Origin of the sequence: Duganella margarita (assembly GCF_009857535.1) — a bacterium.
GTDB classification, from domain to species: domain Bacteria; phylum Pseudomonadota; class Gammaproteobacteria; order Burkholderiales; family Burkholderiaceae_D; genus Rugamonas; species Rugamonas margarita.
Genome location: NZ_WWCS01000015.1, coordinates 97,075 through 111,825 on the forward strand (window position 1 = coordinate 97,075; position 14,751 = coordinate 111,825).

Genomic DNA, 14,751 nt, shown 5'->3' on the forward strand with positions numbered 1-14,751 from the left:
CCCCTAGTAGTGAAGGTCTCCAGATTACTGCCGCGCCTTATAAATGAGAACTAAGCTTTTATCAGTTCTATATACCGAAAAATCATATGAACCGGTTATACAGCACCACCGCCCAGGTGGCGATCGCCAGCAAACAGGTCAGCAACACGGCCGCGCTGCCAAAATCCTTGGCGTTCTTGGACAAGGGGTGGCGTTCCAGCGAGACCCGGTCCACCACCGCTTCGATCGAGGAATTGATTAGCTCGACAATCAGGATCAGCATCAGCACGCCGATCAGCACCAGCTTTTCAAATGCCGACACGCGCAACAGCAGGGCAATGATGGTGCCGACCACGAACACGCTGACCTCCTGGCGGAAAGCGTGTTCATTCCGCCACGCCGAGCGGAAACCATCGAGCGAATAGAAAAACGCCTGGTGGATACGTTTGAGACCACTTTTACTCTTGAATTCGCTGATCGGTTGCATGGGGAATAGTGTGCGTTGTGAATAGCATATTATGCACCTTTTACCACATTATGGTATAAATCAGGTATCCCTTACCGCATTGCACCAACCACATCATGAAAATCGAATCCGTTCCCGAGCAGAAGACCACCATCCAGGTGATCGAACGCATGGTGGCGCTGCTCGATGCGCTGGCCAAGTATCCCGACCCCGTCAGCCTCAAGGAATTGTCCAAGGTCTCGGGGCTACACCCGTCCACCGCTCACCGCATCCTGAACGACATGGTGGTGACCCGCTTTGTCGACCGGGTCGAACCGGGCACCTACCGGCTCGGCATGCGCCTGCTGGAACTGGGCAATGTGGTCAAGAGCCGGCTATCGGTGCGCGAAGCGGCGCTGGATTTTATGCGTGCACTGCACAAAAAAACCCAGCAGACCATCAACCTGTCGGTGCGCCAGGGCGACGAGATCGTCTACATCGATCGCGCCTTCTCGGAGCGCTCGGGCATGCAGGTGGTGCGCGCCATCGGCGGCCGCGGCCCGCTGCACCTGACCTCGACCGGCAAGCTGTTCCTGTCGGTGGACGAGCCGAAAGCCATCCGCGCCTACGCCACGCGCACCGGGCTGGCCGGGCACAACAAGAATTCGATTACCGATCTGGGTAAGCTGGAGCGCGAACTGGGTCTGGTGAAGTCACGCGGGTACTCTCGCGACAATGAAGAACTGGAGCTGGGGGTGCGTTGCATGGCCGCCGGTATCTATGACGACAGCGGCAAACTGATTGCCGGGCTGTCGATCTCGGCGCCGGCCGACCGTCTGCAGGAAGACTGGCTGGAAGATCTGGTGCTGACTGCGCGCCAGATCTCCGTCACGCTGGGTTACATGCCGGTCGAATAAGCACCGGTGCTGCTGCCGCCGCCGACCAGGTTGGCCGGACGCAGCGCTTCCAGCCATTTGCGCATGCGGCCGGCGTCCGCCGTCCGCGACTGCTTGCCCTTGGAATCGAGGAATACCATGATGACCGAGCGGCCTTCGATGACGGCCTGCATCATCAGGCACCGCCCTGCTTCATTGATGAAACCGGTTTTCTGCAGGCCGATCGCCCAGTCCGGGCTGGCCACCAGATGGTTGGTGGTGCCGAACTGCATCGGCCGGCCGTTGCTCAGTTCCACCGTGGCTTTCGGATCGGTGGAGAACTGGCGCAGCATCGGCTGCTGATAGGCCGCCATCGCCAGCTTGGCCAGATCGCGCGCGCTGGCCACATTCATTTTCGACAAGCCGTTGGAATCGACGTAATGGGTGTCGCTCATGCCCAGCTCACGCGCCTTGGCGTTCATCGCTTCGACAAACGCCGGACGGCCGCCCGGATAGTTGCGGCCCAGCGCCGAGGCGGCGCGGTTTTCCGAACTCATCAGCGCGATGTGCAGCATATTGGCGCGCGTCATCTGCGTGCCGACTTTCAGGCGCGAGCTGCTGAATTTTTCGCGGTCCACGTCCTCGTCGGTGACGGTCAGGATCTCGTCCATGTCCTGCTTGGCTTCCACCACGATCAGGCCGGTCATCATCTTGGTGATGGAGGCGATCGGCAGGGCAACGTTGGAATTCTTTTCAAACAGCACTTCCGAGTTGGCCTGGTCCAGCACCAGCGCCACATTGGACTTCAGGTCCAGCGGATCGTGCGTCTGGCTCAGGCCGGCGAGATCGCCCATGGTCGGCACCGCCGGCGCGGCGGCCAGCACGCGCTGATACACCACCTTGCGCTTGCCCTTGACCTTGATCACGCGCTTGACCATGCGGTCGCTCGCATCGGCGGCGGCCACCCGCACCGGTTGGCGTTTCTTCAGCACCAGCTTTTTATTGGGCGCGCTGCCGGCATCGGCTGCCTGCACGGTAATGGCTGCGGAAGCAAACATCAGCGAAATAAGGGCGCTTAATGCGAGTTTGATCATTCGTATCCCCAAAAAAGAAATCAGCCAAGACCGTTGCAGTGTAGCAAAACGCTGCGCCAGCGCAAGGAAATTTAACACTCATCGCACCAATGGTTGTGTTGGCGCAATAGCGGAAAAAACAAGCTAGTCCTACTCGACAAATTTAACAAATTCTGTGAGCGGCATCCGCTCAGTAATCAAAGAGTTTTCGATCTTGCTCAAATCCGCCACACCTAGCGACATGCCGCAGACTACCGTTTCGCTTTCCGGCAACTGCAATTGCTCATCAATGATGCGGTGATACTGGGTAAAAGCTGCTTGCGGGCAGGTGTCGAGGCCGCGCGCGCGGGCCGCGACCATGATGTTCTGCAGGAACATGCCGTAATCCAGCCACGACCCCTGCGCCATCACGCGGTCGATGGTGAAGATCAGGCCAACCGGGGCGCCGAAGAAATCGTAATTCTTTGCATGTTGGGCGGCCATGCCGGCTTTGTTGTCGCGAGTCAGGCCCAGCAGCGAATACAAATCCCAGCCAACCTTGCGGCGGCGGTCTATATAAGGCGACACCCATTCCTGCGGGTAATAGGCGTACTCTTCCTTGTGCTGACTGGCCTGCTCTGGATCACTATATGCGGCCAATATTGCCGAAGACAACTGCTGTTTGCGTTCGCCTTGCAACACATAGACTTTCCACGGCTGCGTGTTGGTGCCCGACGGCGCGCGGCCGGCCACCTGCAAAATCTGCTCGATATCCTCGCGCGCGACCGGCGTCGGCAAAAAGGCGCGCAGGGAGCGGCGCGACATGATCGCGGCGTCGACCGCCTGCTGCTCGGGAGTTGAAATCATGCTTCCTCGCTCACTTGGATTTCTTGACTACAAATATCACGCCCGTCACCGCCAGCGCCATGCCAGCCATGCCGAGGGCATTAAAAGCTTCGCCAAACATCAGCCATGCCATGATAGCGGTGGTCGGCGGCGTCAGATACATCAAACTGGTGACGTGGGTGGCGTCATTTCTGCGGATCAACGCAAACAGCAAGAAAATCGCGCCGATCGACAAGCCCAGCACCGACCACAGTAAGGCTCCCACGAAGCGCGGTGTCCACTGAACCGCAGCAAAATCCGGGCCAAGCCCTTCGAAGTACATCGCCAGGGGCAATACCACCAGCGATGAGGCGGCAAACTGGATCACCGTGCCCACCCGCAGGTCGAACTGCGGGCAGTGATGTTTCTGGTACAGCGTGCCAGCGGTGATACTCAATAGTGCAAGCACGCACAACAAAATGGCATTCGCCGAAAGTCCGACCAGCTGGATCTTGGCAGCGACCACCAGCCCTACCCCGCCGAGGCCAAACAACAAGCCCAACCATTGGCGCGGCAGCACTTTTTCACCAATCAGCGGCGCCGCGAACGCCGTCAGGATCGGCTGCATGCCGACGATCAACGCCGACAAACCGGCCGGCATACCCTGCTTGATGGCGCACCAGACACCGATCAGGTAGCCGGCCTGCACCAGCAGCCCGGCCAGCGCGATGTGTCCGATCTTGCCATGCGGCCAAGGTGCGCGCAGCACCAGCACGGCCGGCACCAGGAAGGCCAGCACGCCGAGAAAGCGCAACAGCAGGAACGTTAGCGGCGGCGCGTAAGGCAGGCCGAACTTGGCAACGATGAAGCCACTGCTCCATAACAGCACGAAAAACAGAGGCAACGGCGACCAAAAACTGGCCTGCCGGGCAGTTTGCGCGGCGTGGGGCGTATCGGGCATCGGAATAACTTGTGAACTAAAAGGCAATCGGCGCCAGCAGGTGGCGCCGATTCGGGTCGGACTGAGTCTAACACGGCAGCAATTTTTCCACCGGAAAGCCGCTGTTTGCCTCATTCTTAAGGAATAGTTCTTTAGGAAAATATTTTCAATAGATGAACTTCAACTTCTTTGATGCAACGCACAAAAAATCGCTTGACTTAATTTCTGGAGGTCGTAAAATCGGGTTTGTTGCGTTGCACAATTTGTTGTTCGGTCTGAAACGTAGTTGGGCTGTTTCTCACCGACGGTAGAAACACACACAAGCAGTTATTTTAATGAACGACTATTTTCTGGAGAACCAAATGTTTTCGATTCCTGAGCAATTTTCCAATGCGACCAAAGCCAATTTCGAAGCGCAATTCGCAATCTTCTCGACCCTGACCAATAAAGCATTTGAAGGCGTAGAGAAATTCGTCGATTTGAATCTGACCGCTGCCAAGGCTTCGCTGGAAGAAACGTCGGCCACCACCAAGCAATTGCTGGCTGCTAAAGATCCACAAGAATTCTTCTCGCTGGCTACTGCTCAAGCTCAGCCGAATGCAGAAAAAACCCTGGCGTACGGCCGTCACCTGGCAACCATCGCCAGCACCACGGGCGCTGAATTCAGCAAAGCCGCTGAAAACCAAATCGCCGAAACCAATCGTAAAGTGATTTCGCTGGTGGATGAAGTCAGCAAAAACGCGCCAGCCGGCAGCGAAAATGCCGTGGCACTGTTTAAATCGGCAATCGGCAATGCCACCGCTGGTTACGAGCAGTTCACCAAAACCGCCAAACAAGCTGTTGAATCGATGGAAAGCAATGTGAATGCCGCCGTGAGCCAATTCAACGCTGCTGCCGCGAAAGTAACGCCTAAGAAATAAATACAGATAAGACGGCACGGTAGGGTGCCATCTATCTCGTAAGAAGCCCCGGTTCATCCGGGGCTTTTTTTATGTCCGCTCTACGCCAGAAAACGGCGTATACACGCCAATTTTTGGCATGAACTGGGCAATAAAAAAGCCGCACAGCGTGTGCTGTACGGCTTGTGCCGGAGTGGTGCTGCAGCTTCGCGTTTATTCGCCCAGGTAGGCGGCCTTGACGCGTGGATCGTCCAACATATCCTTGGCATTGCCGGTCATGGTGATATTGCCGGATTCCATGACATAACCACGGTGCGCCGCTTGCAGGGCGAGTTTCGCATTCTGTTCCACCAGCAGCACGGTAATACCCTCTTTCGAGACATTGCGTATCACCTCGAAAATCTTTTCCACCATAATCGGCGACAAGCCCATCGACGGCTCATCCAATAACAGCAACTGGGGATGCGACATTAATGCACGGGCCATTGCCAGCATTTGCTGTTCGCCACCCGATAACGTTCCCGCCAATTGCTGCGCACGTTCCTTCAGGCGTGGGAATATGTCAAACCACTTGGCAATATCCGCTTCAATCCCGGCCTTATCATTGCGAGTATAGGCACCCATCATCAGATTCTCTTGAATCGACATCCGGGTAAATACACCACGGCCTTCCGGAACCATTGCGAGTTTCTTCTCAACCAAATGAAAAGATTTACTGCCTTTCAGCGATTCACCCTGATAAGTAATCGTACCTTCGACTTTACACGGCGGCAGCGTGCCGGTAATCGCTTTCAGCGTGGTGGTTTTACCGGCGCCATTGGCGCCGATCAAAGCAATTAACTCGCCTTTATTCACTTCCAGATCGATACCCTTGACGGCTTTAATGCCGCCGTACGCGACTTTCAGTCCCGATACTTTAAGAACATTGTCGCTCATTAATGCGATCCTCCCAGGTAGGCGTCAATCACCGCCTGATTACTTTGTATCTCCGCCGGCAGTCCTTCTGCAATCGGCTTGCCATACTCCAGCACCATCATGCGGTCGCACAAGCTCATCATCATCTTGACATCGTGTTCAATCAGCAACACCGTCCGGCCCTGTTCTTTGATTTTGATCAACAATTCGCGTAATGCCAGTTTCTCGGTGGCGTTCATGCCGGCCGCCGGTTCGTCCAGCGCCAGCAGTTGTGGATCGGTCGCCAGCGCGCGGGCGATTTCCAGGCGGCGCTGATCGCCGTACGACAGGAATTTCGAGGTGCGGCTGGCAAACTTGCCGATGCCGACAAAATCCAGCAGCTCCTGCGCGCGCTGGCGGATCGCCGCCTCTTCGTCGCGCGCCGCCTTGTGGCGGAAGATGGCGCCGAACACCCCCTGTTTGGAGCGCACATGACGACCGACCATGACGTTTTCCAGCGCCGTCATCTCGCCGAACAGGCGGATGTTCTGGAAGGTGCGGGCAATGCCAGCCTTGGCCACCTCGTGCGGGGCGGACGGCGAATACGGCTTGCCGGCCAGCTCAAAGGTGCCGGTGTCTGGCTGGTACAGGCCGGTAATCACATTGAAGAATGTCGTCTTACCGGCGCCATTGGGGCCGATCAGGCCGTAAATCTGGCCTTTCATGATCTTGATGCCAACATCGGTCAGCGCCTGCAAGCCGCCGAAGCGCTTGTTGACGCCGGCGATCTGGAGAATTACCTGTTCACTCATGTCTGGGTTCCTTACGCCGCGATCACGCCGGACGATTGATTCTTGGTGTCGGAGTCGCCATCCGGCCGGTCTTCATGCTTGGGCGCGGGCCACAAGCCGGCCGGCCGCAGCAGCATAGTCAGCACCAGCGCCAGGCCGTACAGCAGCTGGCGCAGCACTTCCGCCTCGATCAGCACGTGCCCGAAAAGCTTCTCCTGCAGCGGCTCGACCACGTGGCGCAGCACTTCCGGCAGGGCCGCCAGCAGCGCCCCGCCAAGGATCACGCCCGGGATGTGGCCGATACCGCCCAGCACCACCATCGCCAGCACCACGATCGATTCGGTCAGCGAGAACGACTCCGGCGACACAAAGCCCTGGAACGAGGCGAACATGGCGCCCGCTACGCCGCCGAACGACGCACCCATCGAGAACGCCAGCAGTTTGACGTTGCGGGTGTTGATGCCCATCGCCTTCGCGGCGATTTCATCTTCGCGGATCGCCACCCAAGCGCGGCCCAGGCGCGAATGTTGCAGGCGCGAAGTGACGAACACCACCGCCACGCACAGCGCCAGGAACAGGAAATAGTAGGCGTTGACCGAAGGAATGCCGAAGCCGCCGACAAACACGGTGGCGCGCGAACCGGCCTCGCCGCCCAGGTTGACGCCGAACACGCGGATCGGGTCGATCATATTGATGCCCTGCGGACCGTTGGTGAAATTGATCGGCTCGTTCAGGTTGTTCATGAAGATGCGGATGATCTCGCCAAAGCCCAGCGTGACGATGGCGAGGTAGTCGCCGCGCAGCTTCAGCGTCGGCGCCCCCAGCAGCGCGCCGAAGAAGCCGGCCAGCGCCGCCGCCATCGGCACAATCGCCCAGACCGACAGGTGGATGCCGTTCTGCTGGATTTCCGGTCCCAGGATCGCCACCAGCGAATCGCCTAGCACCGGGTACTGGTTGATGATGGATTCCAGCAGCGCCGCAAACTGCGGCGAGGCCAGCAGGCCGGCCAGGTAGGCGCCGACCGCGTAAAACGCGATATAGCCCAGGTCCAGCAGGCCGGCAAAGCCGACCACGATGTTCAGGCCCAGCGCCAGCATGATGTACAGCAGCGCCATGTCGGCGATGCGCACCCAGGAGTTGCCGAACTGCTGCGCAAAGAACGGGAAGATCAGCAACAGCGCCACCAGCACCGCCGTGCTGACAGCGGCCTTGCGCGGATTGCGTTGAAAGTCGAAATTAATCAGTGCCATGGTCGTCTGCCCTTATGCCCGGTCCGCCACGCGCTCGCCCATGATGCCGGACGGACGCACCGTCAGCACCAGGATCAGCACCACGAAGGCGAAGATGTCCTGGTAGTGGCTGCCGAGGAAGCCGCCGGTCAGGTCGCCGATGTAGCCAGCGCCGAGACTTTCAATAATGCCCAGCACAATGCCGCCGACCATCGCGCCGTAGATATTGCCGATGCCCCCCAGCACCGCCGCGCAGAACGCTTTGAGGCCCGGCAGGAAGCCCATCGTAAATTGCACGGACGCATAGTTGGCGCCCCACATCACGCCGGCCACGGCCGCCAGCGCCGCGCCCAGCGCGAAGGTGGCGACGATGACCAGGTTCGAATCGACGCCCATCAGCCCGGCGACGCGCGGGTTTTCCGCCGTCGCCCGCATGGCGCGGCCCATCTTGGTTTTTTCCACCAGCAGCACCAGGCCGGCCATCGACACCAACGCCAGCGCCAGCAGCAGGATCTGCGTCGGGGTGATGACAGCGCCGCCGATCATGACCGGGTCGGACGGCAGCAGTTGCGGGAAGGGCAGCGGGTTGCGGTCCCAGATCATCATGGCAAACACGTTCAGCAGGGTCGACACGCCGATCGCGGTGATCAGCGGCGCCAGCCGTGGCGCATTGCGCAGGCGGCGGTACGCCACGCGCTCGATGATGATGTTGACGATCATGCAGACCGGAATGGCGCCGCCGATGGCGATGGCCAGTTTAACGGCGCCCGGCATGTCGGGGAAATGGGTGTTAAGGAAATTGAGGATCGTCAAGCCGGTCATGGCGCCGATCATCAGCACATCGCCGTGGGCGAAGTTGATCAGATTCAGTACGCCGTACACCATGGTGTAACCCAGCGCGACCAGTGCGTACATGCTGCCTAGCACTAGCCCGTTAATAATTTGTTGGATAAAAGTATCCATGCTCTGCCTTTACCTATTGTTATGCGTCCATGTAACAAAAACGGCACCCGGGTGTCCCCGTAGTGCCGCCGTTGACTACACGTTCACGATGCAAGTTTCATGCCTGCCTGGTGCCTCCATCGCCCGGTTTTATTAAGCCGAAAGGACAACTTTTTAGGGCGAGGCAAATAATAACGAGAATTCCAGAAAACTAATCCCGGAATAACGCGAACAGAACGGAATTATATTCCGTTTTTAAAGGTAAAGGATCAGACCGTGCCCTCGATTGGTGCAGTTTTTGGCCCGCCGTCCAGACCTTTGGGCAGCGGGAAGGTGACATTCTCCTCCACGCCCTCCAGCGGACGCACGCTGCGCACGCCCAGTTCCTTCAGGCGGTCGATCACTGCCTGGACCAGCACTTCCGGCGCCGAGGCGCCAGCGGTGACGCCGACCCGCAGCTTGCCTTCGAGCCATTCCGGCTTGATCTGCGTGGCATTGTCGACCATATACGCTGGCGTGCCCTTCTTCTCCGCCACTTCGCGCAGGCGGTTGGAGTTGGAGCTGTTCGGGCTGCCGACCACGATCACCACTTCCACCTGCGGCGCCATGAACTTCACGGCTTCCTGGCGGTTGGTGGTGGCGTAGCAGATATCGCCCTTCTTCGGCTCGATGATGGCGGGATATTTGACCTTCAGCGCGGCAATAATGTCGGCGGTGTCGTCGACCGACAGCGTGGTCTGCGACACGTAAGCCAGCTGGTCCGGCTTGGCGACCTGCAGCGTGGCCACATCGGCCACGGTTTCCACCAGATACATGCCCTCTTCGGTCTGGCCCATGGTGCCTTCCACTTCCGGATGCCCGTCGTGGCCGATCATGATGATCTCGCAGCCCTGCTTGCGCATCTTGGCCACTTCCACGTGTACCTTGGTGACCAGCGGGCAAGTGGCGTCAAAGATGCTGAAGCCGCGCGCGTCGGCTTCCGCCCGCACCGCCTTCGACACGCCGTGCGCCGAGAACACCAGCGTATTGCCGGGAGGGACTTCGTTCAGATCCTCGATAAAGACCGCGCCCTTGGCGCGCAGGTCGGCCACCACATAGGCGTTGTGGACGATTTCGTGGCGCACGTAGATCGGCGCGCCAAACTGTTGCAGCGCGCGTTCGACGATTTCGATGGCGCGGTCGACGCCGGCGCAAAAGCCGCGCGGCTGGGCCAGCAGGAGTTCTTTATCGCTCATGCATTCCTCACAGTACGGAAATCAGTTGCACTTCAAACTTCAGCGGCTGACCGGCCAGCGGATGGTTGAAGTCGAACACGCAGGTTTCATCGCCCAGTTCGCGCAGGATGCCGGCGAAGCGGCCGCCGCCCGGCGCGGCGAAATCAACCAGGTCGCCGATCTTGTAGTCGGCGTCCGGCGCCGAGTTCTGGTCCAGCGTGGCGCGGCTGACTTCGCGGATCAGCTCCGGATTGCGCGGGCCGAAGCCGACGCCCGGTTCCAGGTCGAAGGTCTTGTGCGTGCCTTCAGGCAGACCGATCAGCAATTCTTCCAGCACCGGCGCCAACTGGCCCTGGCCCATCAGCAGCGTGGCGGGCGTGGCGCCAAAGGTGGTGACAATATTGTTGCCATCCAGCGAGGCCAGACGGTAATTCAGGGTGAGATACGACGACGCGGTGACAACAGGTTGCTCGTTAGACATGACTTAAGCTTCGTTGGACTGGGAAAGGCCATATTGTAAGCCACCTTTGATCCGCATCGCTTTGTCCGGCCGCGACTGATGCAAAGTAAATGGTGATTGAGGGAGAATCCACATGCCGATCCTGGACTGGCCGCAAGAAAAACGCCCGCGCGAGCGGCTCATACGCGAAGGCGCGCAGGCGCTGTCGGAGGCCGAGCTGCTGGCAATCTTCCTGCGCACCGGCGTGGCCGGCAAGGATGCGGTCCAGCTGGGCCAGGAGATGATGCACCATTTTGGATCGCTGCAGCGGCTGTTCGGCGCCACCTTGCCGGAATTCGCCGTGGTGCACGGGCTGGGGCCGGCCAAGTTTGCGCAGTTGCAGGCGGTGATGGAACTGGCGCGGCGCGCCATTCTTGAAGAGATCAAGGCCGGCGCCATGCTCAGTTCGCCGCGCGCGGTGAAGGAATACCTGCGCACCGCCTTTGCCGGCAAGCCGTTCGAATCCTTCCACGTGCTGTTCCTGGATGTGAAGAACCGCCTGATCGACGCCAAGGAAATGTTCCGCGGCACCTTGACGCATACCTCCGTGTATCCGCGCGAGGTGGTCAAGGAAGCCTTGGCGCGCAATGCCGCCAGCGTGATGCTGGCCCACAATCATCCGTCCGGCACGCCGGAGCCGAGCGAGTCCGACCTGCTGCTGACGCGGGCCCTGATCCAGGCGCTGGCGCTGGTCGATATCCGCATCCTCGACCATTTTGTGGTGGCCGGGCATCAAGTTCATTCGTTTGCCGAGCATGGACAACTGTGAGTTTACCCCTATCGGCTCAAGGGTTTACGAGCGAATACACAATTGTTAAATAAATCCACAATATCAAGACACAATTGTTTTTCGTAAGTGATTGAAAATCCTGCTGTTTTTGGATATACTCTCGTTTTTCCAATTGTGGAATGTCTTTTAAGGAGTGCGTTATGGCACGTGTTTGCCAAGTTACTGGGAAGAAGCCGATGGTCGGCAACAATGTTTCCCACGCAAACAACAAAACCAAACGTCGTTTCCTGCCTAACCTGCAGAACCGTCGTATTTTTGTTGAATCTGAAAACCGCTGGGTCTCCCTGCGTCTGTCCAACGCTGGTCTGCGCGTAATCGACAAAGTCGGCATCGATGCCGTACTGGCCGACATGCGCGCCCGTGGCGAAAAAGTCTAAATAGGGAGCTATCATGGCAAAAACTGGCCGCGACAAAATCAAGCTGGAATCGACCGCAGGTACGGGTCACTTCTACACCACGACCAAAAACAAGCGCACGATGCCTGCTAAAATGGAGATCACCAAGTTTGATCCTAAAGCACGCAAGCACGTGATCTACAAAGAAACCAAGATCAAGTAATTCGATCTCGCTTCTCTGTAAAAGAGCCACTCATCGAGTGGCTTTTTTTTGTCTGTTGAAAACGTCCAGGCAAAAAAAATGGCCCCGAAGGGCCATCTGCATTGCAGTGTCACGCGTAGCTACGCAGGCGCAGCGAGAAGTCTTCCAGCGACTTGATGCCTGACGCTTCGGCCCGGTTGCACCAGTCCTGCAGCTTGTGCAGCAGCTGGTCGCGGGTGAAATGCGAACGCTCCCAGATCACGCCCAGTTCCACGCGCATATTGTGCATGGTTTCCAGCGCTTTGCTGTGCTGGAACAGTTCCGACAGCTGCTGCTGCTGCGGCGCTGCCAGCTTGGCCGGCTCGCGCTGCATCAGCTTGCGCGACGATTTGAGGAAGCGCGTTTCCAGCTGGGCCTTGTCCTTCAGGTGCTCCAGCTCTTCTTTCCACGCATGCTTCATCGACTTGGCGTACTTGGCCATCACGTCGTAGCGGTTGGCGATCACCGATTGCAGCGTGTCGAAGTCGGCTTCCAGCTTGTCCTTGGCGAACTTCGGCGCCGGCGCCAGTTTTTTCACCTTGGCCAGGCCGACCATTTCCAGCGCGCGGATGTAGCCCCAGCCGATGTCGAACTCGTACCATTTCGACGACAACTTGGCCGAGGTCGCAAAGGTGTGGTGGTTATTGTGCAACTCTTCGCCGCCGATCAGGATGCCGAACGGGATGATGTTGGTGGCGGCGTCGGCGCAATCATAGTTGCGATAGCCCCAGTAGTGGCCGATGCCGTTGATGATGCCGGCCGCCGTCACCGGAATCCACATCATCTGCACCGCCCACACGGTAATGCCGATCACGCCGAACAGCGCGAAGTTGATCACCAGCAGCGCCACCACGCCAGCCGCGCTGTGGCGCGTGTAGACGTTGCGTTCCATCCAGTCATCCGGCGTGCCATGGCCGTACTTCTCCATGGTTTCCAGGTTTTTCGATTCGGCGCGATACAGTTCGGCGCCTTCCCAGAATACTTTCTTGATGCCGCGCGTAACCGGGCTGTGCGGATCTTCCTCGGTATCGCACTTGGCGTGGTGCTTGCGGTGGATCGAGGCCCACTCCTTGGTCACCTGGCCGGTGGTCAGCCACAGCCAGAAGCGGAAGAAGTGACTGACCATCGGATGCAGGTCCAGCGCGCGGTGCGCCTGGCAGCGGTGCAGGTAAATCGTCACACTGGCAATGGTGATGTGGGTGACCACCATCGTGTAGAAGAACACTTCCCAGCCACTCAGACGGGTGATGCCGTTCGACAAGAAATCCAATACTGCGTATAAATCCATTACTACTCCAAAGGATGGCCGGAGGGCCAAGATTGTGTTTTCGACAGGCGTACGGTCACCCGCCAGTTATAACTTTTGGACGACATTGTACGCTGAAACAAGCGGGGTCTACTGACTATTCTTTAGGCACGGTCGTGCTTTCCGGTTCCGCCAGGACGGCCGGCACCGGGCCGAGGATGCGCATCTCCCGTTGTGGGAATGGCACAGAGATATTGTTTTCTTTGAGTGTACGCCAGATCGCCCGGTTGACGTCGGACGTTACGCCGCCGCGGCCGTTCTGCGGATCGTTGATCCAGAAACTGACCGACAACTCCAGTCCATCGGCGCCAAAGCTGCTCAGGTAGACCGACGGCGATTTGTCCTTCAGCACCCGCTCGACCGTCAGGGTGGCGTCGGTCAGCAACTGGATCACGAAGTCAACATCAGTGTCATACGCCACCGATACCTTGGTCGAGATATTCAGCAGACTGTTCGACAGCGACGAATTCTGCACCGCCCCCGACACCAGCATTTCATTCGGCACGATCGATTCCATGCCGTCCAGGCTTTGCAGCACCGTGTAGCGGGTGTTGATCTGCGTCACCTTGCCGCTGTATTTGTCGACCGTGATCATGTCGCCGATGGTCAGCGAACGGTCCAGCAGGATGACAAAGCCGGACACATAATTACTGGCGATCTTCTGCAAGCCCAGGCCGAGGCCGACACCCAGCGCACCGCCGAACACCGACAGCACGGTCAGGTCGATGCCGACCAGCGACAAGCTCATCAGCACAGCCACCAGGATCAGCACCGCGCGCGCCGTGCGCGACGCCACCACCCGCAGGTTGGTGTGCATGCCCGGCATTTTCATCAGCCACTCTTCCAGCGCGGCGCCGGCCCACAGCGCCAGCATCAGCAGCACCACCACCGACACCGTCGCCTGCAGGATGTCGGCAATCGACACTTTGTATTTACCCAGCGGCAGCACGGTGTCGTCCATGAACTGGAACACATCGACCCACAGCCCGGTGATGTACAGCACGAAGGCCAGCCACACCAGCAACTGGAACACTTTCTCGAACGCCAGCATGTTCGGGCTGATGGTGCGGCCATTGCGCGCGAACACGCGGCGCATCAGATAGAAGGTGAAACGGATCACCGCCAGCGAACCGAAGATCGGCATCGCCACCCGGATCCAGTTGACGTGGGTGTAGTGATACTTGGCCAGGATCAGGCGCGACAGGGCCAGCAGGCCGATCACCGCCAGCGGCGCCATCACGCGGCCAAAGCTTTCCACGCCAAAACCCAGCACGCCGGTGTGCGCCTCGTGGTGGCGGCCGAAACGCTTGCGCAACAGCCGCGCCAGCCCGAAGCCGAGCAGCACCGACAGCGCGATCGCCAGCAGCTGCCATAGCAGGCTGGGTTCATGCAGGTCACCGGTCAGGTCGTCGATCAGATTGAGCAGAGGCTGTTGTTGGGTCATTGCGCGCAACTGTAAGTGAGAGATGGGTAGATTAACGTAAAACAGGCCGGA

17 protein-coding genes are annotated in these 14,751 nt (G+C 58.8%); 5 read left to right on the plus strand and 12 right to left on the minus strand.

What is annotated here, in order from left to right:
- Positions 1–82: 82 nt before the first annotated feature.
- Positions 83–466: a diacylglycerol kinase gene (locus tag GTP55_RS20960; RefSeq protein WP_110844809.1), complete on the minus strand. Its 384-nt coding sequence runs from the start codon at positions 464–466 to the stop codon at positions 83–85.
- A gap of 95 nt (positions 467–561) precedes the next feature.
- Here GTP55_RS20960 and GTP55_RS20965 point away from each other — a divergent pair, with 95 nt between their 5' ends.
- The gene (locus tag GTP55_RS20965; RefSeq protein WP_110844810.1) at positions 562–1,341 is read left to right on the plus strand and encodes an IclR family transcriptional regulator; all 780 of its coding nucleotides are present in this window, start codon (positions 562–564) and stop codon (positions 1,339–1,341) included.
- Here GTP55_RS20965 and pbpG read toward each other — a convergent pair.
- The 3 genes from pbpG to GTP55_RS20980 all read right to left on the minus strand — a co-directional run bounded on the left by pbpG (position 1,323) and on the right by GTP55_RS20980 (position 4,137).
- Positions 1,323–2,393 carry a D-alanyl-D-alanine endopeptidase gene (gene pbpG / locus GTP55_RS20970; RefSeq protein ID WP_161046793.1) on the minus strand — a complete coding sequence of 357 codons (1,071 nt, stop codon included), beginning with the start codon at positions 2,391–2,393 and terminating at the stop codon, positions 1,323–1,325. The genes GTP55_RS20965 and pbpG overlap by 19 nt on opposite strands.
- A 129-nt stretch (positions 2,394–2,522) precedes the next feature.
- The gene (locus GTP55_RS20975) at positions 2,523–3,218 is read right to left on the minus strand and encodes a nitroreductase (RefSeq protein ID WP_161046794.1); all 696 of its coding nucleotides are present in this window, start codon (positions 3,216–3,218) and stop codon (positions 2,523–2,525) included.
- Between the two features lie 10 nt (positions 3,219–3,228).
- The gene (locus tag GTP55_RS20980) at positions 3,229–4,137 is read right to left on the minus strand and encodes a DMT family transporter (RefSeq protein ID WP_161046795.1); all 909 of its coding nucleotides are present in this window, start codon (positions 4,135–4,137) and stop codon (positions 3,229–3,231) included.
- 341 nt (positions 4,138–4,478) lie between these two features.
- On the opposite strand from GTP55_RS20980, the gene phaP reads away from it, so the two are divergent.
- A complete protein-coding gene (gene phaP, locus GTP55_RS20985; protein WP_161046843.1) occupies positions 4,479–5,036 on the plus strand; it encodes a TIGR01841 family phasin in 558 nt (185 codons plus the stop codon).
- A 192-nt stretch (positions 5,037–5,228) separates the two neighbouring features.
- On the opposite strand, the gene GTP55_RS20990 is transcribed toward phaP, so the two are convergent.
- The 6 genes from GTP55_RS20990 to GTP55_RS21015 all read right to left on the minus strand — a co-directional run bounded on the left by GTP55_RS20990 (position 5,229) and on the right by GTP55_RS21015 (position 10,566).
- Positions 5,229–5,951 (minus strand): ABC transporter ATP-binding protein, encoded by a 723-nt coding sequence (locus GTP55_RS20990; protein ID WP_161046796.1) that lies wholly within the window; start codon positions 5,949–5,951, stop codon positions 5,229–5,231.
- Positions 5,951–6,721, minus strand: a complete 771-nt coding sequence (locus GTP55_RS20995) for an ABC transporter ATP-binding protein (protein WP_161046797.1) — start codon at positions 6,719–6,721, stop codon at positions 5,951–5,953. The genes GTP55_RS20990 and GTP55_RS20995 overlap by 1 nt, the downstream gene beginning before the upstream one ends.
- Positions 6,722–6,732: 11 nt before the next feature.
- The gene (locus GTP55_RS21000) at positions 6,733–7,950 is read right to left on the minus strand and encodes an ABC transporter permease subunit (RefSeq protein ID WP_161046798.1); all 1,218 of its coding nucleotides are present in this window, start codon (positions 7,948–7,950) and stop codon (positions 6,733–6,735) included.
- 12 nt (positions 7,951–7,962) lie between these two features.
- Positions 7,963–8,892, minus strand: a complete 930-nt coding sequence (locus GTP55_RS21005; protein ID WP_161046799.1) for a branched-chain amino acid ABC transporter permease — start codon at positions 8,890–8,892, stop codon at positions 7,963–7,965.
- Between the two features lie 248 nt (positions 8,893–9,140).
- Positions 9,141–10,106, minus strand: coding sequence for a 4-hydroxy-3-methylbut-2-enyl diphosphate reductase (gene ispH / locus GTP55_RS21010; RefSeq protein ID WP_161046800.1), 966 nt, complete (start codon positions 10,104–10,106; stop codon positions 9,141–9,143).
- A 7-nt stretch (positions 10,107–10,113) separates the two neighbouring features.
- Positions 10,114–10,566, minus strand: coding sequence for an FKBP-type peptidyl-prolyl cis-trans isomerase (locus GTP55_RS21015; protein WP_161046801.1), 453 nt, complete (start codon positions 10,564–10,566; stop codon positions 10,114–10,116).
- 112 nt (positions 10,567–10,678) lie between these two features.
- On the opposite strand from GTP55_RS21015, the gene radC reads away from it, so the two are divergent.
- The 3 genes from radC to rpmG all read left to right on the plus strand — a co-directional run bounded on the left by radC (position 10,679) and on the right by rpmG (position 11,932).
- On the plus strand, positions 10,679–11,353 hold the full coding sequence (gene radC, locus GTP55_RS21020; RefSeq protein ID WP_161046802.1) for a RadC family protein: 675 nt from the start codon (positions 10,679–10,681) through the stop codon (positions 11,351–11,353).
- Positions 11,354–11,514: 161 nt separating this feature from the next.
- Positions 11,515–11,751 carry a 50S ribosomal protein L28 gene (gene rpmB, locus GTP55_RS21025; RefSeq protein ID WP_008451488.1) on the plus strand — a complete coding sequence of 79 codons (237 nt, stop codon included), beginning with the start codon at positions 11,515–11,517 and terminating at the stop codon, positions 11,749–11,751.
- Between the two features lie 13 nt (positions 11,752–11,764).
- Entirely contained in the window at positions 11,765–11,932 is a 168-nt protein-coding gene (gene rpmG, locus GTP55_RS21030; protein ID WP_005665735.1) for a 50S ribosomal protein L33, read from the plus strand.
- 109 nt (positions 11,933–12,041) lie between these two features.
- On the opposite strand, the gene GTP55_RS21035 is transcribed toward rpmG, so the two are convergent.
- Entirely contained in the window at positions 12,042–13,238 is a 1,197-nt protein-coding gene (locus GTP55_RS21035) for a DesA family fatty acid desaturase (protein WP_161046803.1), read from the minus strand.
- 115 nt (positions 13,239–13,353) lie between these two features.
- Positions 13,354–14,700 (minus strand): mechanosensitive ion channel family protein, encoded by a 1,347-nt coding sequence (locus GTP55_RS21040; protein ID WP_161046804.1) that lies wholly within the window; start codon positions 14,698–14,700, stop codon positions 13,354–13,356.
- Positions 14,701–14,751: the final 51 nt, after the last annotated feature.